Source organism: Pseudomonas sp. MF6747 (assembly GCF_963890955.1).
In the GTDB taxonomy this organism is placed as follows: Bacteria; Pseudomonadota; Gammaproteobacteria; order Pseudomonadales; family Pseudomonadaceae; genus Aquipseudomonas.
This window is the reverse complement of the sequence record NZ_CAWPSZ010000050.1, coordinates 90,011-112,532: the sequence shown is the minus strand read 5'-3', so window position 1 is coordinate 112,532 and position 22,522 is coordinate 90,011. Positions and strand designations below refer to the sequence as shown.

The following is a 22,522-nucleotide window of genomic DNA, read 5'->3' as shown; positions in this document are numbered from 1 at the left end:
ACATCCATCGCTCACAAAAAAAGTGCCAGGCTCTGACCGCTTTTCGCGAAAAGCTTCATCAATCGTCGATTGCCGCATGAACCTATTTTGGTGCACTCTTGTGAACGACTTACCTCTCATGTTGAGCGTCGCGTTTTTCCGGACGCAGGCTGGCAACGAGCCGGTGCGTGAATGGCTGCTGGAACTGCCAAGGGAGTCACGCAGACTCATAGGCATTGACATCAAAGCAGTCCAGATTGGATGGCCGCTGGGAATGCCGCTGGTTCGAAAGCTGGAGCACAGCCTTTGGGAAATACGAAGTGACCTCAATGAGAACATTGCACGGGTCATTTTTACGTTAGTTGACCGCGAAATTGTGTTGCTGCACGGCTTTATCAAAAAGAGCCAGAAAACGACGTCAGTGGACCTGAACACTGCCAGGCGTCGTAAAAACAAGCTTTGAGGGACCACCATGAATAAACATATCGGCTCAAACTTCGATGATTTTCTCAGTGACGATGGGCTCATAGAAGAAGTCTCCGCTGCCGCATTGAAGCGTGTTATCGCCTGGCAGTTGGCGCAAGCAATGAAGGCACAGAAAGTCAGCAAGAAAGCGCTGGCAGAACGTATGCACACCAGCCGCACTGCTGTGGATAGGGCGCTGGATCAAAACGATGCCGGCATGACTCTGGCAACCCTGGCGAGTGCTGCAAGAGCTTTGGGCCAGCGGGTAGAAGTACGGCTTTTACCGAACACCAATACATGACCGGTGATGACGTGAAACTCAGCCCACGTAAATTCAGCAAATAGTGTTGCACTGCAGCATAGATGGCTCATAGCCATACATCTAAAGCAGCACAGCCGCCCTATTCAAACCGCGCAAGTCCCGATGTACAGTAGCGCCAGCCACGGAGTATCGGCGTCAACGAAGACTGGCCTTATAAACCAGCCCACGCAGGGAAGCGCAAAGATGGACGATACCTCCGGCAATAACCCGCTGCGCAATGACTTTTCCGAACTCAACGCCGATATGTTGCATGCCGTCATGGAACTGGTCAGCGATGGCATCTGGGACTGGAACGCCAATACCGGCTTCGTCTACCGCAACCCCGGTTGGTACGAAATGCTGGGTTACCCCCGCCACTCCCTGGAAAACACTGTGTTCACCTGGGAGAGCGTGATCCACGCCGAGGATTACCCCCGCGTGATGGCCGTGTTTGATGACTACATCAATCAGCGCGCCCCCCATTACCAGGCCGAGTACCGCTGCCGAAAAGAAGACGGCAGCTACCTGTGGATCGAAGACCGGGGCTACGTCATTGCGCGTAACCCTGACGGCTCGGTAGCCCGAATGGTCGGCGCCCACCGCGATATTCACACCCGCAAGAACTCCATCGAACAGCTGCAAAAGCGTAATCAATCGCTGGAGGCTCTGGTGGCCGAACGCACCCGTGAGTTGTCTCGGGTCAATCAGCAACTGCAATTGCAGCTGGATGAGAACCGCTCCCTGGCCGAACAGGACGCCCTGACGCGTATCGCCAACCGGTATCGCCTGGAAAAAGTGCTGCTGGAGGAATGTGAGCGCGCCGAGCGCTTCCGCGTGCCATTGGCATTGGTGGCCATGGATATCGACGACTTCAAGCCGATCAATGACCAACACGGCCATGGCGTCGGCGACAGGACCTTGATTCGGGTAGTGGAAAACCTGGAAGCCTGTGTGCGGCCCGGTGATTTGCTGGCGCGCTGGGGCGGTGACGAGTTTATGGTGGTGCTACCCAAAAGCACCCTCGATTCGGCCAAGCAACTGGCCGAAAGCGTGCGGCAGAAAATCACCGAGATCCCTGCCGTGGGCGATTTCAAAGTGACCCTGAGCCTGGGTGTGGTCGAGCGTCGTATGGGTGAGGCCCCTGCCGCCTTGATGGCACGCGCCGATCAAGCGCTGTATCGATCCAAGGCGGCGGGAAAGGACGTGGTGTCGGAGTAAATACAGCGGCCGCACCGGCTTGGCGTGATCAGCGCACCGGCGGCGCGTACTGGATGCCGCCGTTGCTCCACAAGGCATTGAGCCCACGCTTGATCTTCAACACGCTGCCCTGGCCGATATTGCGCTCGAACACTTCGTCATAGTTCCCCACTTGCTTGACGATCTGCACCACCCAGTCCTTGCGCAGTTTCAAATCTTTGCCGTAATCGCCGTCGGCACCCAGCAGCCGCGCAACGTCGGGGTTCTTGCTGGATTTGGCCTGCGCTACGACGTTCTGCGAGGTGATGCCCATTTCCTCGGCATTGAGCATGGCGAACAGCGTCCATTTGACGATGCTGAACCACTCGTCATCGCCTTTGCGTACCAGCGGCCCCAGTGGCTCCTTGGAGATCACTTCCGGCAACACCACGAACTCATCCGGGTGAGCCATCTTGATGCGCTGCGCGTAAAGGCCCGACTGGTCGGTGGTCAACACATCGCAGCGCCCGGCTTCGAGACCCTTGGCGCTTTCGTCGGCGGTGTCGAAGGTGATTGGCGTGTACTTCATGCCATTGGTGCGAAAGTAATCCGAGACATTGAGCTCGGTGGTGGTACCGGCCTGGATGCAGATAGTCGCGCCGTCGAGTTGCTTGGCGCCGGTCACCCCCAGCTTGTTGTTAACCAGAAAACCGATGCCGTCGTAATAGGTGACGCCGGTGAACACCAGGCCCATGCCCGAGTCACGGGAACTGGTCCAGGTGGTGTTGCGTGAGATCAAGTCGATTTCGCCGGACTGCAGCGCGGTAAACCGCTCTTTGGCCGTCAACTGGCTGAACTTCACTTTTGAGGCGTCGCCGAACACCGCCGCGGCGACGGCGTGACACACGTCTACATCGATGCCGGTCATTTTGCCGGTGGCGTCCGGCACGCCGAAGCCCGGCAAACCGTCACTGACGCCGCACTGGATAAAGCCTTTTTTCTGGATTGCGTCGAGGGTCACGCCGGCGTGGGCACTGCCCGCCAGGCCCACCACCGCAGCAGCGATGAAGGCGGTCAAGGTGGTCTTGAGGTTGTTCATGCGAGGCACTCCCTGTCGATCTTTATTATTCGGCGCCGCACAGCCCGCGCCGGTTTATAGTGTGGCCGCGCAGTATCGACGGCTTTACGCCCCTGTCACAAACGACCTTTAGGCAAAGGCTCCTTCCGATTTGGAATGAACTGCATGATCTCTAAACGCTTGACCCCTTCGATGACCGCCCTGCAGTGCTTCGAAGCCGCCGCCCGCCACCTGAGTTTCACCCGCGCCGCCCAAGAGCTGCACCTGACCCAAAGTGCCGTGAGCAAGCAGGTCGCGCAGCTCGAAGAGATGCTCTGCCACAACCTGTTCGAGCGCGTGCGCCAGCGTCTGTACCTGTCGCCAGCGGGCTCGTTGTACCTCGCCGAGGTCCACAAGATTTTGACTCAGGTGGACATTTCCAGCCGTTACATCCTCACCTACGGCGGCGAGACCGAAGTGCTGCGCATCGCCACCCAGCCGACCTTCGGCGACCGCTGGCTGGTGCCCAAGCTCAAGGATTTTGCGGCCAGATATCCGAACATCCACCTGGATGTGCGCAACGAGCTGGAGCCCTTCGACGTGTTGCAGGCCAAGGCCGATATTGCGTTTTTCTTCGGCCAGGGCTCTTGGCCGGGAGCGACGTGCATCGAGCTGTTTCGCGAGGCGGTGGTGCCGGTCTGCGCACCGGGGTTTGTCGCCGAAGGCAGCGATGCCTCCTCGCGCCACACCTTGCTGCAATGCACGTCACGCCCGCAAGCCTGGCATGAGTGGTTTCTGGAGCAGGGCCTGCATTCGCAGAACAGCTATCACGGGCCGCGTTTCGACACCTTCTACATGTGCATTCGCGCAGCGCAGTCGGGCTACGGCGTGGCGTTGGTGCCGCAATACCTTGTGGCCGAAGAGTTGGCCAGTGGCAGCCTGATGACACCCTGGGATTACACAATGCCCAGCGCCGGCGCGCACTTTATCGCGCATGCCGAACACGCCGGCGAGGTCCCTAAGGTAAAAGCATTCTTGAACTGGATGGTGGACTACTTAAAAGCACATCCCGACTTTTAATAATGACCCGGCGACTTTATTTCGTTTGCGGCAAGACCGGGCGCGCGGCTTAGATAAAAAGACGCCCGCCATTGCCGAGTCCGAGATTCATGAGCCGCGAAACCATCAGCCAGTCGATTTCCATCGTTCACCCCATCAGCCTCAGCCACGGCAAGAACGCCGAGGTCTGGGACACCGCGGGCAAACGCTACATCGATTTTGTCGGCGGCATCGGCGTGCTCAACCTCGGGCATTGCCACCCAGGCGTGGTCGAAGCGATTCGGCAGCAGGCAACCAAACTGACCCACTACGCGTTCAACGCCGCACCTCACGCGCCCTACATCGAATTGATGGACCGTCTTACCGCGTTTATCCCGGTGGATTACCCGGTAAGCGGCATGCTCACCAACAGCGGTGCGGAAGCAGCGGAAAACGCGTTGAAGATTGTGCGCGGCGCCACTGGGCGCACGGCGGTGATCGCGTTTGACGGTGCCTTTCACGGCCGCACCCTGGCCACACTCAACCTCAATGGCAAGGTAGCGCCCTACAAGCAAAAGGTCGGTGTGTTGCCTGGGCCGGTGTACCACCTGCCCTACCCCAGTGTTGATAACGGCGTGAGTTGTGCCGAAGCACTCAAGGCCATGGACCGCCTGTTCAGCGTGGAAATCGACGTTGAGGACGTGGCCTGTTTCATCATCGAGCCGGTACAGGGCGAAGGCGGTTTCCTGGCCTTGGACGTCGAATTCGCCCAGGCCTTGCGACGTTTCTGTGATGAGAAAAACATCCTGCTGATCGCCGACGAAATCCAGTCCGGCTTCGGCCGCACCGGCCAGCGCTTCGCCTTCTCGCGCCTTGGAATTGAACCGGACCTGATCCTGCTCGGCAAAAGCATCGCCGGCGGCGTGCCATTGGGCGCGGTGGTCGGGCGCAAAGCCTTGCTCGACACCTTGCCCAAAGGCGGCCTGGGCGGCACCTACTCCGGCAACCCGATTGCGTGCGCGGCCGCATTGGCCACGCTGGACGCGATGACGGATGAACACCTGAAAACCTGGGGTTCACACCAGGCCGAAGCCATCGTCAGCCGTTATGAACAATGGCGTGCGCAAGGTGTGCCCTATCTGGGCCGCCTGACCGGCGTCGGTGCCATGCGCGGCATCGAGCTGGCCAATGCCAACGGCACGCCCGCGTCCAGGCAACTGACCCAGCTGCTGGGCCTGGCGCGGGATGCCGGTTTGCTGCTGATGCCCAGCGGCAAGTCGCGACACATCATCCGCCTGCTGGCACCGCTGACCACCGAGCCTGCGGTGCTGGAGGAAGGCCTGGATATCCTTGAGGCCTGTCTCAAGCAACTGACTCAGTAGCGCGCATCGGCGGGCTTGCCGCCGTTGGGCCAGTCTTTGACCTTGTCCGGAAAATCCGGGCGCGGTTGGCCGGAGAAATACGCCGCGACGTCCACGGCTTCCTGGTCCGACAAACCACCCTGCCCCAACGGGAATTTCTCGTGGAACCCAATCGGCATGTTGCGTTTGACGAACGCCGCCGCCGTGTACGGCCGCGCCATGCCGGCGCCGATGTTGAACGACTGCTCGCCCCACAACGGCGGGTACACTTGCTCGCCGTCGGCACGCGCCAGGCCTTGGCCGTTGTCGCCGTGGCACACCGCGCATTGCTTGGCGTACACCTGCTTGCCGTTTTCCAGGTCTGGCTTGATTGAAGGGTCGATCTTGCCCACACCGCGCCCGGCGACTTTGTCTTCGGGGCGGGTGTTGTTTTTCATCCAGTCGAAGTACGCGACCATCGCCTGCATATCCGCCGATTGCGGCGGCAGCGGTTTGCCATTCATCGAGCGACGAAAGCAACCGTTGATGCGCTCCTCCAGGGTCACCACCTTGCCGGCACGCGGCGCATAGCTGGGGAAGAACGCCGACACGCCCACAAACGGCGAGCCGTCCGCCACGGTGCCAGCGTTGAGATGGCAACTGGTGCAGTTGAGCGCGTTGCCGACGTTCTCCGGCAGCAGCGCCTGGGTCTGCAGGTGCAGGCGCATGCCGCGCACCACTTGGTCGGCATTCGGTGCGGCGAGCAAGTCGGCCAGGCGTGGGGTTTCGAAGGCCGATGAATCGCTGGTGGCGGGGTTGAGTTGGTCACGCAGCGTTTTCACTTGGGCGGCGCTGATCGGCGTGCCCTCGTTGCCCCAGCGGGTGCGCACGAAGCTCAGGATCTCGGCGATTTCCGAGTCCGCCAGCCGGCTGAAACCGGGCATGGTGTAGACCCGTGGGTGGGTGGCGGTTTGTGCGGTCTTCCAGCCGGTCAGGGTGATGTGCAGCAGCGAGGTCGGGTCGTTGGCAGCGATGCTCGGGTTACCGGCCAACGGTGGAAACAGGCCTTTCACGCCGCCGCCGTCGCTACGATGGCAGTCGCTGCAAAACTGCAGGTAACCCAAGCCGCCACGGCTGGTAAACAAGTCGGCCGGCGGCGCGGCGGGTGCACGGGCCACCGACGGCATTAGCAGATCGTCTTCGCCTGGCGGCAGGGATTTGAGGTAGCTAGCGATGGCCGTGAGGTCGTAGTCACTGAAGTGCTGAGTACTGTGGTGAATCACATCGGCCATGTTGCCGGCCACGGTGGCGAAGCGGTTCTGCCCGGTCTTGAGCAGTTGCACGGTGTCTTCCACGGTCCACAAGTTGCGCAGGCTCAGGGCGCGCCAGTGCTCGACGGTTTCGCCAGCCAGGTAATGCCGGCCACTGCGGCCCTCATCGCTCATGGCTTTTTCCTGGAAGGCGATGCCGCGCGGGGTATGGCAGGAGCCGCAATGGCCCAGGCCCTGGACCAGATAGGCGCCACGGTTGAGCACCTCGTTGCGGCTCGGGTCCGGCTGGAACGGTTGCGTGTCCAGAAAGGCAACGTTCCACAGTGCCAGGCCCCAGCGTTGATTGAACGGGAAGCCCATGTCCGCCTCAAGGTTGGCCTGCTGCACCGGCTCAACGCCCTGCATCAGGTAAGCGTACAAGGCGCGCATGTCCTCTTCGCTCATTTTGGCGTAGGACGGATAGGGCATTGCCGGGTAAAGATTCACACCTGCAGGCGTCACGCCTTCGCGCATCACCTTGTCGAACTGTTCAAAGGTGTAGCTGCCGATGCCGGACTCACGGTCGGGTGTGATGTTGCTCGAATAGATCGTGCCCATCGGCGTGCTCAGGGCCAGCCCGCCGGCCATCACCTTGCCTTGCTTGGCCGTATGGCAGGCGATGCAGTCGCCCAGTTGCGCAACATATTTGCCGTGTTCGATTTCGGTGGAGGCGGCGTGCAGGGGTAGCGCCAGACAGAGCGTCGCCCCCAGCAAGGCCAGGCGTGACAGAGAAAAGGCCATGGCATTAATCCTTTAATAACCTGGCCTGGAGCGGTCTCCTCGGCGCAGGTAGGTCATCGTTTTTATGGGTTCATCAGGCCTCTGTGTTGTAACGGCTTTTGTCGGGCACGGTGTTGATGTGGGTCAGGGCCAAATTGATGGACAACCCCCTGACGCCTCAACGACTATCCGCCACCTACCCTCACCGCACGGAAGCGCCCCATGCTCGATATTCTTCAAGGCACGCCCCTTTGGGTGTACGCCGTTTACCTGTGGATTTGTTACTACGGCCTCAAGGCCTGCCTGGGCGGGCGCGAGAATCGTCGCGCGTTGATAATCCTGCCGGTGGTGCTGGTGGTGTGGTCGCTGACGTCGCTGACGCCGTCGATGCTGTCGAGCAGCGCCTGGGTCGGCGGCGCATTGATGGGCGGCCTGCTGGGCATGTTGCTGTTCAACGCAGAAGGCGCAAGGCTCGACGCCGATGGCGACACCCTGGTGCTGCCAGGCACGTGGAAAACCTTGCTGATCTCGCAGTTGTTCTTTGCAGCGAAGTACTGCTTCGGCTACCAGCAGGCGGTGCATCCGCTGTTTTTGAGCACGCCAGCGATGCTGGTGGCGGTGGGCGGTGTCTCGGGGTTTACCGTTGGTCTGTTCTGTGGACGCGCCCTGCGGCTGCAGCGGGCGCTGACCGCGTTGCGCCGCGACAAGGGCATTGTGCCGCCTTGACCTGATCACCCACCCCGCTGAAAATGCGCGACGCTTTTTTGTCCCGTTTACTGAAGTAGTGAAATTTCAATGTCCGATTCTTACACCGAACACTCCACCGAAGAATCCGTAACAGCCCTGCAGTCCAAAGCTGAATACGAAAACGCCATCAATCTTTCACAGCATGTGCCTGCGGCCAAGATCATCAGTGAGATGGTGCTGGACGCATTCCACACTTCCAAGGAAAGCGACCAGATCCGCGAATTGCGCGTGGCCATCCGCCAGGCCCACGACGCCTTCGACGACGACAAGGCCTACGACCTGATGGGCCAGCTCAAGCAACTGAAAGACGCCGAGGCCGCCGACAACATCGCCCTGGAGGACCTCAGCAGCAAGTTCTCGATCAGCCGCATTCTGTCCAGCTTCAAGGACGACCCCGAGTTCCAGGAACTGGTCTATGGCCTGGCCCTGAAGGTGCTGAACCAGTCTCACCAGGCCATCAGCAACCCCAGCGCCGGCAAGAGCAAGGCAGCACGCGCGAAGAAGGAAGCCGAAGTGTTTGTGATCAGCAAGGATGGCATCAGCGTCACCCTGCCACTGCGTACACCTCGCTCCAAGCTGAACGTTGACCGTGAGGCGTTGGAATTCCTGGGCTTTACGTTCGTGGGTGAAGGCAACGAGGCGGAACTGGAAAGTGAAACCTTTGTGGACAACAGCGGCGTAGAACAGCCGGTCACGCGCAAAAGCATCGTGACCGCGCTGCAACAACAAAGCGCCTTTGACGGTTACGCCATCACTGCGCAATAAGTGCGCGCAAGGTCACCAGGGCCTGCTCAACCTGGGCCTGGGTGACATGCCGGCCCACCGAGGCGCGCACGAAATGCGTCGCGCCGAGGTCCTTCAACAGCAGCGGCGTATGGGCGGCAGTGCCCGCCCACAGATTGAGCCCCAGCTCGCGGGCCTGGCCGACAAACGCCTTGGCCGACAGGTTGTGCGGCACGAACGAGACAATCCCGGTCTGCTGAAACTGATCACACAGCAGCGTCAACTGCGGCAGGCGCCGTAGCTCCTGTGCCAGCAGCGCGTAGGGTTCGGTGCTCACCTTTGCTGCCACCTGCGTGTATTCACTCAACGCGGTGTGCAACCCCACCAACGCTGAAAAGCTCTTTTCTGCAATCTCCAGCACCCGAGCCCCGGACACCTCGATCCGATTGACCTGGCCATCCGTGCTGGCCGCGTGCAAGTCAGCGAAATTCAACGTCAACTGGCTGAGCAGGCGTGGCGACACGTAGGCGATCCCACTGCCGCGTGGCCCACAGAGAAACTTGCGGCCCGCGCCGGTGAGCAAATCACAATGGATATCCCGCACGTCCAGCGGCAGTTGCCCCAGCGACTGGCACGCATCCACCACATACAGCGTGTTCGACTCTTTGAGCAGCGCGCCCAGGGCTTCCACCGGGTTGATCACGCCGCAGCACGACGGCAAGTGCGACACGCTGACCAGGAACACATCGTCGTCCAGATGACGTCGCACCCATTCCAGGTCCAGCGGGCTGGTGGCGGTGGTCGGGATCACTTCAACGCGAATATCGCGCGACAGCTTGAGGTAGTTGAAGAAGATCAGGTTTGCGGCGTACTCCGAGGTCGACACCCACACGCGCTTACCACGGGGAAATTTCAGTTTGCCGAGGATGCTGGTCCAGGCTTCGGTGGCACTGCTGAAAAAACCGATGTCCGCGGGCTGTGCATTCAAGAGCCCGGCTGCCGCCCGATACAGGTCGACGTTGAGCAACTCGTCGTAGGCCAGCTCGGTCTCATAACTGCCCATCTGGGCCTCGATGGCCGTGAAGCGCTGGATCGCGTTCAGGGTGGCCGATGACATCAGGCCGGCACCGGCAGTGTTCAAATGCACGATATTCATTTCACGCTTCCTTGTTCCACAAAAGTGTCGAGCTTTTCATCACGCCCACCGCCACCGCGAACAGCAGCAATACGGTGCCGGCCAGCAGCCACGGCGAAGGCAAGGACGGCTGGGACACCAACATAAACGCCAGCGACGGGGTGATCATGACCCCGATGTTGACGCCCGCCGAGTAGTAACCGAGGTTGCGGTCCACGGTATGGCGACTGGAAATACTGCTGACGTAGTGGGTGATGCCGGGAAACACGATCATTTCGCCCAGGCTCCAGAGCACAGTGGCCACCAGCAGCAACGCGCCGATGTGACTGAACCCCATCAGGAAAAACCCCACGCCGGCCACCAGGAAACCGGCCACCAACGAGCGGCTGCTCGACAGGTGCGACATACGTTGGTTGATCGGTACCTCGAACAGAATCACCAACAATGCATTGATAAAGAAAATGATGCCGACGTAGTAAGCCGGCAACTCGGTGTAATTGATGATGTAGGCCGACAGGAAAGTCGGCGGCAGCGCGTAGGCGATGTGCACCGGCAATGCCGCCAACAGGATCACCAGCAACCGCGACCGCTCATGCGGCGCGCTCTCCGGCAACCCATTGCCCTTGCCGGCGAGCGTGGTCACCGGTGCCACCGGAACCGCGCGTCCAAACCGCAGGCAGGCGACGAACGACACCAACGACAAGGCGGCGTTGAGGTAGAACACTGCGTCGGCGTTGCTGAGGAATATCAGACTGCCCAACAGTGGCCCGATGGCCATGCCGATGTTGATGGCCAGACGGTTGCAGGAGAACGCCACTTTGCGCGTCTCACTGCTGCTGTGGGTGACGGTTTCGGAGAACGTCGCCGGCGTGAACGCCTCGTAACAGGCGCCCCACAGAAACGACAACACAAACAGCGCGGCCGTGTTGTCCACTGAAGGAATGATCAGCAACAGCACGGCATTGAGCAGCAACGAACCGAGGATCACCCGGTTGGCGGAAAAGCGCTTGATCACCGCGCCGATGATCAAGTCCACAAACAGCGCACCCGCGCCGTACACCCCGACCAGCAAGCCAGCCGTGCCCGCCGACACGGCGTGCTGATGAATCAGGTACGCCGCATAGAAAGGGAACGCCATGGTGCCCATGCGGAACACCAGGGTAATCAGGAACAGCGACTGCAACCGACCGTTGAGCCCGCGTAACGCGCGATAGGTGCCCATCATCAGCGGATCACGTACACGTTGTCTTTGTACTGGCGGATCTGCTCGTAGTCCTTGTCGATATCGCGCTGGTTTTCCGATACCAGGAACACGCGCAGCGGGCTGCTGAGCAGGTCCACGGTCTTTTTCATCAACTTGCCAGCCTTGTATTTGACACTCAGTTTATGCACCGAGGGCAATGCCTCGATCAGGTGGATGGCGGCGTCGTTGAACCCGGTGACCTCACCTTGAAGCGTGGTATCGGTGTTGATCACACAGGCTTCCTTGAGCTTGTGGTAGCGCTTGCCGGCATAACCGGCTTTGAACGCCTCACCGTCGCAGTACGCCAGATAGGTGAGCTGCGCCTGGTTGCCGCCCAGGCTGATGTCATGGAACCTGGGTTCCATGTTGCCGTTCAAGCGTGCGCCGACTTCCACCAGCGCAGGGCCGGCCTCGGTGAGAATCACTTCCGAATGGGCCGGGCCGTTATTGATCCCCAGCGCCTTGAGCACTTGCACGATGTAGTCCACCAGCACGTTGGCCTCGGCACTGTCCGGAGCAATCAGCACGTCGCGGTCGTAGATGTTCTTGCCACCGCTGATCTCGCGCTTCACATAGCGCCAGATACCGCAGACATAGGTCTGCCCGTCACGGCTGACCGTATCGACGATGTACTCCGGGCCCTTGAGGTAGGACTGACAAAGAATTTCGGTATTGGCCAGGCCGAAGATATCCAGGTTGGACACCACTTCCTCGCAGGCGCGTTTCACGTCCTCGACGTTATGGCAGATCGACACGCCGTCAGTTGAGGCCGAGCTCAGCGGCTTGATCACGCATGGGAACACGTGGCCGTCCTGCACCCAGGCCAGCAACTCGGCCGGGTCGGCGGACTTGATTTGCCGCGCGGTCAGCAGGCCGGCGGCGGCCACTTTGCTGATCATCTCGAACTTGTCGCGACGTGCCCGGGAACCGGCACTGCCGTTGGAGGAAGGCAGTTGCAGCTGTTCGCTCAAGTAGTCCGCGAACGGCACGCCGGGTTCCTGGCCGGCGATCACCGCAATCACGTTGAACTCACGCAGGCGACGCACGACGTCTTCGGGGTTGCCGTTGAAAATCAGGTTGTGTTCGAACTCCGAAAGGTTCGGCCCCAGCATGCTCGGCATCAGTTCCGGCGTGCTCTGCACATGGATCAGGCCGATGCCCGCCTCATGGAAGAACTGCGGCAAAAAGTTACCGCTCGAATAGACATCTACCAACGCGACGTACTGCTTCATGAGAATGTCCTTTTCAGTAGTGATTGGCGGTTTCGGAAGGCCGTGGCGAGGCCACGTCATCGAGCGCCAGAAAAATATTCTGTGGGAACTCAGCCACGCGGTGCAGCAGGTGCAGGTACCAGTTGGTGCCGTAGACCGCTGAAACACGCGTCTTGACCTGGCCTTGGTCCTTGACCGCCTTGATCAGCTCGGGGCGCACGCCGTGCAGCATCTCCAGCTCGCCTCGGCTGGCAATCCCGCTGGCTAGAATCTCCTTCACCAGCAGCGGGTCCTGGGTGGCGAACGCGTAGTTCGTGCTGGCGCCGTTGATGCGGTCCAATAGCCCCAGGTAACGCTCGTTCAGTTGCGCACCGCGCGGCAAGGCAATCGCAGCAGGCTCAGCATAGACGCCCTTGACCAGGCGCACCTTGCAGCCCGTTGCGAGCACTTGCGCCAGGTCATCGGGCGTACGGTTCAACTGCGCCTGCAGGGTGATACCCAAGTTGGCAAAACGTGCACTCAGGTGCATGAAGATATCCAGGATCGAGTCGGTCCACTGGGACCGCTCCATGCTGAGGATCACACCGACCTCCTTGTCGGCTGCATGGGCAAGGATCTTCGAGCAGTTCTCGATCGCCAGTTCACGGGAAATGATCGTGCCGACGTTGGACAGGTCAAAACCCAGCTGTGGCGGCTCGGCCAGTGTGGGGTGCAGCGCCATCAGGTCGATCAGCTTCAGGTATTCGTCGGTGGCCGTGGTCACCTCGGCCAGGGTGGTGGCCTCTTCACCGACGTATTCGACGCCGGTGCGATAGCCTTTGCCTTGCAGGGCGGCCAGCTTGTCGAGCATCTCCAGGCGGTCTTCGGAAATGATGTAGCGCAGGGCGGCCGGGCGCAGGAAGTCGCGCAGCGTGTCACTGGCCAGGAACAGGTCGCGGTACGTCTTGTTCGCCGCCAGTTTCTTCAGGGCCAGGGTTGCCAGCAGGCTGTTGTCGATGTCATTCATGGCGTTAAACCCCGTAGGCCTGGTTCAGCATCCGACGTGCGAAGCTCGAATCATCGGTGTGGTTGGCAATCTTGTGCGCGCGAAACTTGGCCGCGTAACTGAGCATGGTTTCCTTGTGGCGGCCATGGCGGTCACGGGTAAAGATCCCCGCCCACAGGTTGTCCCAACGCGCGTACTCCGGGTGCGACATCAGCAGCTCATGAGCCTTGCGCATGTTCCAGTGAGGAATGGCCGGGTGCAGGTGGTGCACGAGGTGGTAGTTGTCGTCATGTCGGCCGAAGAAGAAGTTCTCCAGGGCGTTGCCCTTGCGATTGCGGGTGAGCAGCAGCTTCTCGGTCTCAGCAGCCGGCAATGGGTAATGCTCGGCCAACTCGATGATCCAGCCCACGGCCACGGCGGTGGTGAACAGCGGCACCAGCCAGAACAGCAACAGCTGCGCGACCACCCCGAACCAGGCGGCGACGGCGAAGATTACCGCCCAGTAAGCCCACAGCATGATGCGTTCGTTGCGGATGGTTTTATCCGCACCCTGGGCTTTGACGCGGTCTTTGATGATGTACCGGATGTACTGCACGGTCCGGTAGCCGGACAGCGCCAGCAAGACGTTCTTGAGGAAGAACTCACGTTCACTTTGCTGGACGTCGTACAGGCCGCACTGCAAGTGGAAGGCGTAGTCAGGGTCTTTTTCCGGATCGCCCAGGTGCACGTGGTGGTTCTTGATGTGCGATGTGCTGTAGGACTGATGCAGGTGGAAGATCAGGTAGCCTGAGAGAAACGTGCCGGAGACCCAATTGATAACGCGGTTCTTGGCCAGCATCTTGTGCGCCGACTCGTGCAGCACATTCGCCAGGGCGCGTTGTGTGGTGCCGATCAGAAACAGCGAAACCGGGTAGAACCAGTAGCTGATGCCCAAGGAGAGGTAGATGGCAAAGGCAATGATTGCGTAATCCTTACCCAACGCGATGGCCCAGTGATAGTTATCTTTTTTGCACAGGTGCTTGAGCATTCCAAAGGTTTCACGGGAAATGCCCGCGGCGTATTCGCCAGCAGGTTCTTTGTTTTTATCGACCAGCATAATCACTCCATAATTAAGCGGCACGCTGCAACACCCGTCTCATTGCTGGGCAAAGGATTTTTTTCAGGTGGTGCGGCTATTGTTTTTTTTGCCTGAGCTAGACTCATCGGCTGCAAAAAAAACTAAAGCACCGCTCGATGGCGAACAAGCTGCCCTTTTAGACAGGTAGGCTGCGACGAGACGCACGCGTAGACTCGCCGCTGAAAAATCACCGGCGAGCGTAGCGTTTATAAGGTGGGAAGCCTCTAGATCAGGCCTGTTCGCGGATGTACCCCAGGTTCAGGGCCTTGCGAATCGCCGATTTGCCGTTGGTGACGTCCAGCTTGCTGAAGATATTCTTCATATGAAACTTGACGGTACGCGGGCTCATTGAGGTCAGGAGGGCTATTTCGTTGTAGGTCTTGCCCAGGCTGGTCCAGGACAACACTTCGGTTTCTCGTGGGGTCAGTACCGTTTCCTGTATCGGCGCAGGCGTGACCGTGGCGCAGCTTTCGAGGGCCTCGTCGTAGACCGAGACCAGCAGCATCTGCAGCTCACTTTTGTTGGCCAACACCGTGTCGCGAAACTGCTGGTCTTCGCCGAAGCTGCACAGGTTGAGGATCGAGTAAAAACCGCGGTTGCCATGCACGATAAAGCTTGCGCCCTCGCCCACCGGTGCACAGGGCCCAGGCACCGGCACCGCTTCTGCGGCAGGCGCGAGGATGTTTTCATCGCTCCAGAAAAAAGGTTTGACCCGCTCCTTGGACAAGGACAGCAGTTGGCCACGCTGGTAAAAGTCGTCCGCCGAGTCGGAGCGGTCCAGCGCGTCGGGGTAGTTGGTGATGATCTCTGCTTCATCCAGTGTCGGCCCACACTGATACACCTCGAAGTGCCCCAGGCCGCGCCGGGTCAGTTCGGCATCGAGCAATTGGCGCACATCGGCGGGCTGTATGGACATGGTGTTGCTGGATTGGCCATCGCTTCGCATGAATATCGTCCCTGATGAGTGACAACGTATGAGGCTAATGCTCTGACGGGAACGCTTCAATCCCGAAGCCTCTGGTCAGAGTCGACCCATACTGTAGGAAATATCTCTACACAAAGACAAGAATGAAACATGCCGTACAGGGCTTGTCCAGTGCTTCCTGGACCGAGCCGACCATCAGCACGCAATGGCCATTTGCGCTGCCGAGCGCCCTGGCTCAGGCCACCTGCGCCGCAAATACTTCGCGAAACCGCTGCATCTCGTGCTGATTGCCCACCGTCACCCGTACCCATTGCGGCCAGTCTTTCCAGACCCGCCCGATCAACACATTGTGTGCTGCGAGCTTTTCGATGACCTGCTGGGCCGGTTGTTTCACGTCGATCATGAAGCAGTTGCTGTGCGACGCGGTGCAGGCAAACCCCCGCGCCTTCAGCCACGCCACGGTCTCATCCCGCAACCGAGCGTTGAGCGCCTTGCGATGGGGCAGCAGCTTGACGTCTTCCAGGCTCGCCCGGGCGCCGAGCAAGGTGGAGGCTGCTGGCACGTTGTCGCCGCCGAACACCGCCAGCCGTTCCAGCAGCGCCGGGTGGCCAATCGCCAAGCCCAGACGCGCGCCGGCCATGCCGTAGAGTTTCGAGAAGGTGCGCAGCACCAGCAAATCGTCATGGTCCTTGACCCAACTCACACAGCTTGGGGCATCAGAGAAGTCGATGTACGCCTCGTCCACCACCAGCACGCTGCCTTTGGGCTTGTTCGCCAACGCCTGGCGGATCGCCTCGGTTGGCGTCAGGGTGCCGGTAGGGTTGTTGGGGTTGCACAGGTAGAGCATGCCCGCCTGCGGATCGGCGGCAAGCATGGCGGGCACGTCGTGCGCATGCTCGGCATTGAGGCTCACTTCGCGCACCGGCGCTTTCCATGAGTCGGCGGCCTGGCGCGGTACTTCGTAGGACGGCGTGGCCATCACCAGCCCGCGTGTCTGGCTGGTAAACGCCAGCACGGCGTAGCGCAGCGCTGCCATGGAGCCGGCAAACACGGCGACCTGTTCTTCGGCGATGCCTTGCTGCTGGGCAAACAGCCCAGCCAAGGCGTACATGTGGCCATAGGGATACAGCCCGGAGATGGCCACCCCGCGCTGCATCGCCTCACGGGCAGCGGCTGAGGGGCCGTAGGGGCTTTCGTTGTAATTGAGCCGCACCTTGTCAGCGGGTGCCGGCGGCGGGCTGGCCACCGCCCAATCCAGGCGCCCCAGCACCGGCAGGGCCGCGCCAATGGCGAGAAGGGACCGACGACTTACGCTGACCATGGACTACTCCTTGTAGGCGGGTGTTGGATTCGCACAACACGTACAGAGGAGTATGACGAGGCGGGTGTGGGCTGATTTAGTTCAGCTGCAACTTCTGCTTGAGGCTGTGCATCACATCGGCCTTGTTCTGCAGGTAGTCATTCAGGCCGCGAGCCCGCAAGTTGCACGCATCACAGTTACCGCAACCGCTGCCGAGGACGCCGTTGTAGCAGGTCAGGGTCTGGTGCTGAACCAGGTCCAACTGGTTATGGTAATCCGCCAGGGCCCAGGTTTCGGCCTTGTTCAGCCACATCAGCGGGGTGTCCAGGCGCAGCGTGTACTCCATGCCCAGTTCAAGCGCCTTGTTCAGCGCTTTGACGAACTCATCGCGGCAATCGGGATAGCCTGAGAAGTCGGTTTCGCACACCCCCGTAATGACGGTTTGCGCCTTTACCTGATAGGCGTAGATCGACGCCAGGGTCAGAAACAGAATATTGCGCCCCGGCACAAAGGTGCTGGGCAGGCTGTCGCCTGAACTGTTCACGGTCGGCACCGGGATGTTGTCCCGAGTCAGGCTGCTGATGGCCAACTCGTTGAGCAGGGACACGTCCATGACTTTGTGAACGGTAGCGCCCAACTGCTTGGCAAGCTTCTGGGCGACCTCGATTTCTGCCACATGGCGCTGGCCATAGTCGAAGGTAATGCAGTGCACTTCGTCATACAGCGGCAGTGCCTGGATCAGACAGGTCGTGGAGTCCTGCCCGCCACTGAATACGATAACGGCTTTTTTACTCATCGGTTTGCTTCCTGCATTTGTAGAATTCGGCAATAGTTTAAAGGCCACTCCATAAAAAAACCCCGCGCTTCTTGCGAAGGCGGGGTTTTTACTGCTCGATGACTCAGTGTGCGTAGGTCAGCAACAGCTCTTTCGGTACCTGGAAGTCCAGGGACATCATCACGCTGAGCGCGGTGATGGTGAAGATCGAGAACACGAACAGCTTGCGCGCCCAGACGGTGTCATCCACCGCCTTGTAGCCGGTCCAGGCCATGTACAACCAGTACATGCCCATGGCGGCAGCGACGGCGAGGTAGCTCATGCCGGCATAGCCACTGAAGGTCAACATCAAGGTCGCCACGAGGAAGGCCAGGATGTAGAGCAGGATGTGTTTCTTGGCCACCTGGATGCCACGCTTGACCGGCAGAACCGGGATCGAAGCAGCCAGGTAGTCATTGAAGCGGAAAATCGCGATGGCATAAGAGTGCGGCATCTGCCACAGGCTGAACATCACCAGCAGCACCAGCGCGGCCATGTCGAAGCTATTGGTCACAGCCACATAACCAATCACCGGCGGCATCGCCCCCGACAGACTGCCCACCAGCGTGCCGTGAACCGACTTGCGCTTGAGGTACAGGCTGTAAAGGCCGACGTAGATGACAAAGCCGATCACGGCAAACAGCGCCGCCAACGGGTTGGCCACCTTGTACAACAACACGACGCCGGCAACACCCAGGACGGTCGCGAACAGCAGTGCCAGTTTCAGGGAGATAAGGCCCTGGACCAGCACGCGGTTCTTGGTGCGTTCCATCTTGATATCGATGTCGCGGTCAATGCAGTTGTTGAATACACAACCGGAAGCTACCACCAGGGAGGTGCCGATCATTGCAGCCAGGAAGATGGCCAGATCGACATGTCCCTTGGAGGCCAGGAAGAAACCGCCTGCCACAGAAAGCACGTTACCGAAAATGATCCCCGGTTTGGTGATTTGGATAAAGTGCTTAAGCGACATCGGGTCTTACCTCACTTCGCCATCATGAACGTGTGGATGCTGAACATGATCCATATCGACAGACCAACCAGCAGCAGGATCACAAGGCCTGCGAACACAAACGCAATCACGTTATCGCGCTGCTCTTTGGAACGATCCAGGTGCAGGAAGTACACCAGGTGAACCAGAACCTGAATCACCGCGAATGCCAGAACGATCATCAACGTGATGGACTTCGGCAGGGTCGGGTACATCACCAGACCAAACGGGATGAGCGTCAGGATTACCGACAGGATGAAGCCGATGGCGTACGACTTAACGCTGCCGTGGCTCGCATCATGGCTGTCATGGTCATGGGAGTGTGCATTAGCCATTACAGAGTCCCCATCAGGTAAACAACGGTGAAGACGCAGATCCAGACCACGTCCAGGAAGTGCCAGAACAGGCTCAGGCAGCTCAGGCGAGTCTTGTTGGTGTTGGTCAGGCCGTGTTTATTGACCTGATACATCATCACCGCCATCCACAGCAGGCCGGCAGATACGTGCAGACCGTGGGTGCCTACCAGCGTGAAGAACGCGGACAGGAAGCCGGAACGGTGCGGGCCGTAGCCTTCGGAGATCAGCAGGTGGAACTCGTTGACCTCCATACCGATAAAGCCCAGGCCGAACAGGAAGGTCAGTGCCAACCAGCTCAGTACGCCCTTTTTGCTGCCCTTGTAGAAGGCCAGCATGGCGAAGCCGTAGGTGATCGAACTGAACAACAGCAAGGCGGTTTCGCCGAGCACGTAAGGCAGTTCGAAGATGTCGTGGCCCGATGGGCCACCCGCTACGTTGTTTACCAGTACCGCGTACACCGCGAAGATCGACGCAAACAAGATGCAGTCGGTCATCAGGTAGAGCCAGAAACCGAATACGGTCATTGGCCCCGAGTCGTGGTGATGGTCATCGTGCCCATGGTCATCGACATGGGCGTGTCCAGCATTGGTCACTAAGTTCGACATGGTTTAAGCCTGTTCCAACGAGGTTTCTACACGGTTGGCCGGGATTTTCTTCTCGGCTACCAGGCGAGCGTGTTGCTCGGCTTCGATGCGCTCGATCGTTTCGACCGGCACCATGTAGCCTTGATCATCACGGGCAGCGTGAATGATGAAGTAACCGATGGTGCCTACCAGGCCCACGATTGCCAGCCACCAGATGTGCCAGATCATCGCGAAACCGAACACGGTCAACAGCGCGCCCATCACCACGCCAGTGGCGGTGTTGTTCGGCATGTGGATCGGCTCGTAATGCTTGGGTTGCTGGTACGCAGTACCGTTTTCCTTCGCTTCGGTGAACGCATCGATCGTGTTCGCAGTAGGAATCACAGCGAAGTTGTAGAACGGCGGTGGCGACGAAGTCGACCATTCCAGGGTGTGGCCATTCCATGGGTCGCCGGATTCGCAAGCGTTCTGCTTACGGTCACGGATACTCACGTACAGCTGGATCAGCTGGCAGGCGATACCGGCAGCGATCATCAACGCACCGAACATGGCAACGTACAGGTACGGCACCCACTCAGGGTTGGTGGTAGCGTTCAGGCGACGTGTCATGCCCATGAAGCCCAGTGCATAGAGCGGCATGAAAGCGACGAAGAAGCCCGAGATCCAGAACCAGAATGCAGCCTTGCCCCAACCTTCGTGCAGCTTGAAGCCGAACGCTTTCGGGAAGTAGAAGCCGAAACCAGCGATGTAACCGAATACAGCACCACCGATGATCACGTTGTGGAAGTGAGCGATCACGAACAGGCTGTTGTGCAGTACGAAGTCAGCACCCGGGATGGCCAGCAGTACGCCGGTCATGCCGCCGATTGCGAAGGTCACCATGAAGCCCAGGGTCCACAGAACCTGGCTGGTGATACGCAGACGGCCGTGGTAGATGGTGAATAGCCAGTTGAATAGCTTCACCCCCGTCGGGATGGAAATCAGCATCGTCGCCAGGCCGAAGAAGGCGTTGACGCTGGCCCCCGAGCCCATGGTGAAGAAGTGGTGCAGCCACACCATGAAGCCCAGTATAGAGATCGCGCCCGATGCGTAAACCATCGAGTGGTGACCGAACAGGCGCTTGCCGGTAAAGGTCGAGATCACTTCAGAGAAGATACCGAACGCTGGCAGGATCAGGATGTACACCTCAGGGTGACCCCATGCCCAGAACAGGTTCACGTACATCATCGGATTGCCACCAAGTTCATTGGTGAAAATGTGGAAATCCAGGTAACGGTCAAGCGACAGCAGCGCCATGGTAGCGGCCAGGATCGGGAACGAAGCCACGATCAGGACGTTGGCCCAGGTGCAGGTCCAGGTGAAGATCGGCATGTCCATCAGTTTCATGCCAGGGGCGCGCATTTTCAGGACGGTGGCCAGGAAGTTGACCCCCGTCAGTGTCGTCCCGAGTCCTGATAACTGTAGCGCCCAGATGTAGTAGTCCACACCCACGCCCGGACTGTACTGAATGCCCGACAGCGGTGGATACGCAACCCAACCGGTCTTGGCGAATTCGCCGACGCCCAGGGACAGGTTGATCAGCACCACGCCGGAAACCAGCAGCCAGAAGCTCAAGGAGTTCAGGAACGGATAGGCAACGTCACGCGCACCGATCTGCAGCGGCAAGGCAAGGTTCATCAAGCCGGTGAAGAATGGCATCGCCATGAAGATGATCATGATCACACCGTGAGCGGTGAAGATCTGGTCATAGTGTTCAGGCGGCAGGTAGCCAGGCGAACCCTCGGTGGCCATGGCCAACTGGGTACGCATCATGATGGCGTCGGCAAAACCACGCAGCAGCATGACCATGGCAACGATGACGTACATGACACCGATTTTTTTGTGGTCGACAGAGGTCAGCCACTCGGTCCACAGGTAGGTCCACTTCTTGAAATACGTGATTGCAGCAAACAGTGCCAGACCACCCAGCGCGATCATGGCGATAGTCACCATCACGATCGGCTCGTGGAACGGGACCGCATCCCAACTTAATTTACCAAACATCGTTTACTCCTCTGCCCCAGCAGTTGAATGCGAGCCCGTGTCAGAACCTTCAACCACGGCCACTTCTTTCTTCTCGTGCTTGACCGGCTTGCCTGGCTTCATACCTTCGTACTTGTCGACGATTTTCTGAAACAGGTCCGGCGTGTACGCGGAGTACAGAGTGGCTGGGTTGTTCTGGCTTGGTTTGGCAAGAGCATCGTATTCAGCTTGATCAAGCTGTTTAGGTGCGGCCTTGACTTTGGCTACCCAGGCGTCGAAATCTTCCTGGCTCGTCGAGATCGCTTTGAATTTCATGCCGGTGAAGCCAGCGCCGCTATAGTTGGCGGAGATGCCTTCCATTTCAGCTTTCTGGTTGGCGATCAGGTGCAGCTTGGTCTGCATGCCTGCCATCGCGTAGATCTGGCCGCCCAGAGCAGGGATGAAGAACGAGTTCATCACAGCATCGGAGGTGATCTTGAAGTTCAGCGGAGTGTGCTCCGGGAACTGGATTTCGTTAACAGTGGCGATACCCAGGTCCGGGTAGATGAACAGCCACTTCCAGTCCAGCGCGACGACTTCGATGTTGATCGGCTTGACGTCGGATTCCAGCGGACGGTACGGGTCCAGTGCGTGGGTGGACTTGTAGGTCACATAACCCAGGGCAATGATGATGAGGACCGGCACCAGCCACACTGCGATTTCGATCTTGGTGGAGTGCGACCACTTCGGCGCGTAGGTAGCGCTGGTGTTCGACGCGCGGTATTTCCAGGCGAAGGCGAAGGTCATGATGATCACGGGGACCACGACCAGCAGCATCAGCAGGGTGGCGGTGATGATCAGGTTTCGTTCATCCAGACCGACCTGTCCTTTTGGGTCGAGCAAGGTCCACTTGCAGCCTCCCAGCATTAACAACATGCCAAGCAGCGGCAAAAAGCCTAGTAATCGGGGGTACCTGTTTTTACTCATCTCACGACCTCTAAAGC

21 protein-coding genes and 1 pseudogene are annotated in these 22,522 nt (G+C 59.4%); 7 read left to right on the top strand and 15 right to left on the bottom strand.

Features of this window, described 5'->3' with window-relative positions:
* The first annotated feature begins 100 nt into the window (after positions 1-100).
* The 3 genes from AACW30_RS26020 to AACW30_RS26010 all read left to right on the top strand — a co-directional run bounded on the left by AACW30_RS26020 (position 101) and on the right by AACW30_RS26010 (position 1,963).
* The gene (locus tag AACW30_RS26020) at positions 101-442 is read left to right on the top strand and encodes a type II toxin-antitoxin system RelE/ParE family toxin (protein ID WP_325167542.1); all 342 of its coding nucleotides are present in this window, start codon (positions 101-103) and stop codon (positions 440-442) included.
* Positions 443-451: 9 nt separating this feature from the next.
* Positions 452-745 (top strand): XRE family transcriptional regulator, encoded by a 294-nt coding sequence (locus AACW30_RS26015; RefSeq protein WP_119736790.1) that lies wholly within the window; start codon positions 452-454, stop codon positions 743-745.
* A gap of 204 nt (positions 746-949) precedes the next feature.
* Complete coding sequence (locus AACW30_RS26010; protein ID WP_106578248.1) at positions 950-1,963, top strand: sensor domain-containing diguanylate cyclase; 1,014 nt, start codon at positions 950-952, stop codon at positions 1,961-1,963.
* Positions 1,964-1,991: 28 nt separating this feature from the next.
* Here the strand turns inward: AACW30_RS26010 and AACW30_RS26005 are convergent, their stop codons facing one another.
* Positions 1,992-3,020: an amino acid ABC transporter substrate-binding protein gene (locus AACW30_RS26005; protein ID WP_200623813.1), complete on the bottom strand. Its 1,029-nt coding sequence runs from the start codon at positions 3,018-3,020 to the stop codon at positions 1,992-1,994.
* A 144-nt stretch (positions 3,021-3,164) separates the two neighbouring features.
* Here AACW30_RS26005 and AACW30_RS26000 point away from each other — a divergent pair, with 144 nt between their 5' ends.
* Both AACW30_RS26000 and AACW30_RS25995 read left to right on the top strand, forming a co-directional pair.
* Positions 3,165-4,058, top strand: a complete 894-nt coding sequence (locus AACW30_RS26000; protein ID WP_106578246.1) for a LysR substrate-binding domain-containing protein — start codon at positions 3,165-3,167, stop codon at positions 4,056-4,058.
* An 89-nt stretch (positions 4,059-4,147) separates the two neighbouring features.
* Positions 4,148-5,398, top strand: a complete 1,251-nt coding sequence (locus tag AACW30_RS25995) for a 2-aminoadipate transaminase (RefSeq protein WP_200623812.1) — start codon at positions 4,148-4,150, stop codon at positions 5,396-5,398.
* Here AACW30_RS25995 and AACW30_RS25990 read toward each other — a convergent pair.
* Complete coding sequence (locus tag AACW30_RS25990; protein WP_200623811.1) at positions 5,392-7,407, bottom strand: c-type cytochrome; 2,016 nt, start codon at positions 7,405-7,407, stop codon at positions 5,392-5,394. The two genes, AACW30_RS25995 and AACW30_RS25990, sit on opposite strands and share 7 nt — an antisense overlap.
* Positions 7,408-7,602: 195 nt before the next feature.
* Between AACW30_RS25990 and AACW30_RS25985 the strand changes: the two are divergent.
* Positions 7,603-8,112 (top strand): annotated as a pseudogene (locus AACW30_RS25985) (hypothetical protein); the annotation flags it as partial.
* A gap of 69 nt (positions 8,113-8,181) precedes the next feature.
* The gene (locus AACW30_RS25980; protein ID WP_106578242.1) at positions 8,182-8,898 is read left to right on the top strand and encodes a hypothetical protein; all 717 of its coding nucleotides are present in this window, start codon (positions 8,182-8,184) and stop codon (positions 8,896-8,898) included.
* On the opposite strand, the gene AACW30_RS25975 is transcribed toward AACW30_RS25980, so the two are convergent.
* From AACW30_RS25975 to cyoA, 13 genes are all read right to left on the bottom strand, one after another.
* Positions 8,885-10,012 carry an aminotransferase class V-fold PLP-dependent enzyme gene (locus AACW30_RS25975; RefSeq protein WP_119736777.1) on the bottom strand — a complete coding sequence of 376 codons (1,128 nt, stop codon included), beginning with the start codon at positions 10,010-10,012 and terminating at the stop codon, positions 8,885-8,887. The two genes, AACW30_RS25980 and AACW30_RS25975, sit on opposite strands and share 14 nt — an antisense overlap.
* A 1-nt stretch (position 10,013) precedes the next feature.
* The gene (locus AACW30_RS25970; RefSeq protein WP_106578240.1) at positions 10,014-11,216 is read right to left on the bottom strand and encodes an MFS transporter; all 1,203 of its coding nucleotides are present in this window, start codon (positions 11,214-11,216) and stop codon (positions 10,014-10,016) included.
* Positions 11,216-12,466 (bottom strand): ATP-grasp domain-containing protein, encoded by a 1,251-nt coding sequence (locus AACW30_RS25965; protein ID WP_200623809.1) that lies wholly within the window; start codon positions 12,464-12,466, stop codon positions 11,216-11,218. The genes AACW30_RS25970 and AACW30_RS25965 overlap by 1 nt, the downstream gene beginning before the upstream one ends.
* Positions 12,467-12,479: 13 nt before the next feature.
* Positions 12,480-13,451, bottom strand: a complete 972-nt coding sequence (locus AACW30_RS25960) for a proline dehydrogenase family protein (RefSeq protein ID WP_169367586.1) — start codon at positions 13,449-13,451, stop codon at positions 12,480-12,482.
* Between the two features lie 4 nt (positions 13,452-13,455).
* Positions 13,456-14,526, bottom strand: coding sequence for a fatty acid desaturase family protein (locus tag AACW30_RS25955; protein ID WP_119736768.1), 1,071 nt, complete (start codon positions 14,524-14,526; stop codon positions 13,456-13,458).
* A gap of 250 nt (positions 14,527-14,776) precedes the next feature.
* Positions 14,777-15,493: a helix-turn-helix transcriptional regulator gene (locus tag AACW30_RS25950; RefSeq protein ID WP_106578236.1), complete on the bottom strand. Its 717-nt coding sequence runs from the start codon at positions 15,491-15,493 to the stop codon at positions 14,777-14,779.
* Positions 15,494-15,707: 214 nt separating this feature from the next.
* Positions 15,708-16,793 (bottom strand): pyoverdine biosynthesis transaminase PtaA, encoded by a 1,086-nt coding sequence (gene ptaA / locus AACW30_RS25945; protein WP_106578235.1) that lies wholly within the window; start codon positions 16,791-16,793, stop codon positions 15,708-15,710.
* Between the two features lie 76 nt (positions 16,794-16,869).
* On the bottom strand, positions 16,870-17,568 hold the full coding sequence (queC, locus tag AACW30_RS25940) for a 7-cyano-7-deazaguanine synthase QueC (protein WP_119736761.1): 699 nt from the start codon (positions 17,566-17,568) through the stop codon (positions 16,870-16,872).
* 103 nt (positions 17,569-17,671) lie between these two features.
* A complete protein-coding gene (cyoE, locus tag AACW30_RS25935) occupies positions 17,672-18,559 on the bottom strand; it encodes a heme o synthase (RefSeq protein WP_106578233.1) in 888 nt (295 codons plus the stop codon).
* Positions 18,560-18,570: 11 nt separating this feature from the next.
* Positions 18,571-18,912, bottom strand: a complete 342-nt coding sequence (gene cyoD, locus AACW30_RS25930; RefSeq protein ID WP_010206434.1) for a cytochrome o ubiquinol oxidase subunit IV — start codon at positions 18,910-18,912, stop codon at positions 18,571-18,573.
* Complete coding sequence (locus AACW30_RS25925; protein ID WP_016971084.1) at positions 18,912-19,538, bottom strand: cytochrome o ubiquinol oxidase subunit III; 627 nt, start codon at positions 19,536-19,538, stop codon at positions 18,912-18,914. Before AACW30_RS25925 ends, cyoD begins: the two co-directional genes overlap by 1 nt.
* 3 nt (positions 19,539-19,541) lie before the next feature.
* Positions 19,542-21,560 carry a cytochrome o ubiquinol oxidase subunit I gene (cyoB, locus tag AACW30_RS25920; RefSeq protein WP_200623808.1) on the bottom strand — a complete coding sequence of 673 codons (2,019 nt, stop codon included), beginning with the start codon at positions 21,558-21,560 and terminating at the stop codon, positions 19,542-19,544.
* 3 nt (positions 21,561-21,563) lie between these two features.
* Complete coding sequence (gene cyoA / locus AACW30_RS25915) at positions 21,564-22,505, bottom strand: ubiquinol oxidase subunit II (RefSeq protein WP_200623872.1); 942 nt, start codon at positions 22,503-22,505, stop codon at positions 21,564-21,566.
* Positions 22,506-22,522: the final 17 nt, after the last annotated feature.